The 1,526-nt window shown below is 69.3% G+C and carries 3 protein-coding genes; all 3 read right to left on the bottom strand.

The window, feature by feature from the left end:
* The coding region (locus K2Z83_RS04420) for a MaoC/PaaZ C-terminal domain-containing protein (RefSeq protein ID WP_220593955.1) at window positions 1-365 on the bottom strand (365 nt) is incomplete at its 3' end.
* Window positions 366-436: 71 nt separating this feature from the next.
* Entirely contained in the window at window positions 437-889 is a 453-nt protein-coding gene (locus K2Z83_RS04415; RefSeq protein ID WP_220593954.1) for a MaoC family dehydratase N-terminal domain-containing protein, read from the bottom strand.
* Window positions 886-1,371, bottom strand: a complete 486-nt coding sequence (locus tag K2Z83_RS04410) for a YbjN domain-containing protein (protein WP_220593953.1) — start codon at window positions 1,369-1,371, stop codon at window positions 886-888. The genes K2Z83_RS04415 and K2Z83_RS04410 overlap by 4 nt, the downstream gene beginning before the upstream one ends.
* Window positions 1,372-1,526: the final 155 nt, after the last annotated feature.

Here is a 1,526-nt window from a genome sequence, read left to right as displayed (position 1 = left end):
GCGCCCCTGGCCCACAGCTCGGCCTCGACGATGCCCTCGCCGCCCCGCTCGTACGCGGCGGTGATCGCCCCGCCGCAGCGCAGCGCGTCGCCGGGGCGGGTCTTGTCGCGGAAGCGCGTGCTGAGCGAGCGCAGCCCCGTGGGGCCGGCCAGCGCGGCGGCCACCCGGCCAAGCTGGCCCATCACCAGCATGCCGTGGGCGATCACGCCGTCCAGGCCCGTCGACCGGGCGTGGGCCTCGTCCACATGCAGCGGGTTGTGGTCGCCCGAGGCCTCGGCGTAGCGCGCGAAGTCCTCGGCGACAAGGGCCGGCACCCCCAGCTCAGGCAACACCTCGCCAACCCGGATATCATCATAGTAGCGCATAGTGCTCACCCAACACTCAACACTCAACACCCAACACCCAACACTCAACACTCAACACTCAACATTCAACATTATCCCCCCCGCACCACCACCACCAGCCGGTCGACGATCGCCAGCTCGCCGCGCTGGTTATGCAGGCGCGTCTCCAGAGTCAGCAGCTCGAAGGGGCCGCTCTGCCCGCGCTTCTGCTCCAGGCCGACGACCGTCGTCGTGGAGCGCAGCGTGTCGCCGGCGAACACCGGCGCGTGGTAGCTGTAGGACTGCTCGCCGTGCAGCAGGCGCGGCAGCGGCGCGCCGAGGGCGGCCAGATCAGCCAGCAGGGCCGGGTTGGCCCACAGCCCGTAGCAGGTGGCCAGGGTCGGCGGGGCCGGCAGGTCGGGCAGGCCGGCGGCCCGCGCGGCGGCCAGGTCGTGGTAGGCAGGGGCGAGCTCGCCGACGGCGGCGGCCAGCAGGCGCACCCGCTCGCGCTCGACCGTGTAGGTGTAGGGGCCGAAGCTGCGGCCCAGGGTGTCGGCGCTGATCATATCCGCTCGATCTGATCAATCGCCTCGCGCGGGGCGACGCCGTGGGCGATCACCCGCGTGAGGCCGGGGAGGTAGGTGTCCATCAGGCGCGCGGCCGGGTAGAGCGTGTTGCGGATGAGCCGCTCGCTGAGCGCCTCGCCCTCAAAGTCGATGCTCGACTTACAGCGCACCTCGCCGCTCTCGTAGCTCAGCTCGAAGTTGCCGATGTAGGCCCCGTAGTTGGCCCGCGTGATGAACTCGGCCACGGCGGGCAGACGGGCGGGCGGCGCGCTGAGCGGGGCCAGGGCGTAGCAGATCAGCTGCTGGGCCTCCGAGCGCAGCTCGGCCAGGCAGGCGAAGCTGCCCCCCGCGCCGCCGTAGGTCAGCGCGAAGGCCCGCCGCCCGGCGATCCGCTGCGGCCGCCACCCATCGACGGAGAGGAATGTCGCCAGCGTCGCCAGTGCGCTCGGCCCGCCCGGGGTGTCGTCGTGGGTCTCGCTCATCGCCAGCTCCTTTGCGTAGCGCTGATCGTACAATAACCATGTTGAATGTTGAATGTTGAATGTTGAGTGTTGAGCTATAGTACCGCAGTAGCCTATAGCGTGTCAAAGATGTCTTCCCCGAAAACTTGTGTTATCTGTTGCCAGCAGATACAGTA

Origin of the sequence: Oscillochloris sp. ZM17-4, from assembly GCF_019599295.1 — a bacterium.
Lineage (GTDB): Bacteria > Chloroflexota > Chloroflexia > Chloroflexales > Chloroflexaceae > Oscillochloris.
This window is presented reverse-complemented; position numbering and strand designations above follow the sequence as displayed.

Excerpts from the sequence above, each read along its gene's own strand:
- K2Z83_RS04415 (WP_220593954.1), bottom strand. The coding sequence starts at position 889 with ATGATCAGCGCCGACACCCTGGGCCGCAGCTTCGGCCCCTACACCTAC.
- K2Z83_RS04410 (WP_220593953.1), bottom strand. The coding sequence starts at position 1,371 with ATGAGCGAGACCCACGACGACACCCCGGGCGGGCCGAGCGCACTGGCG.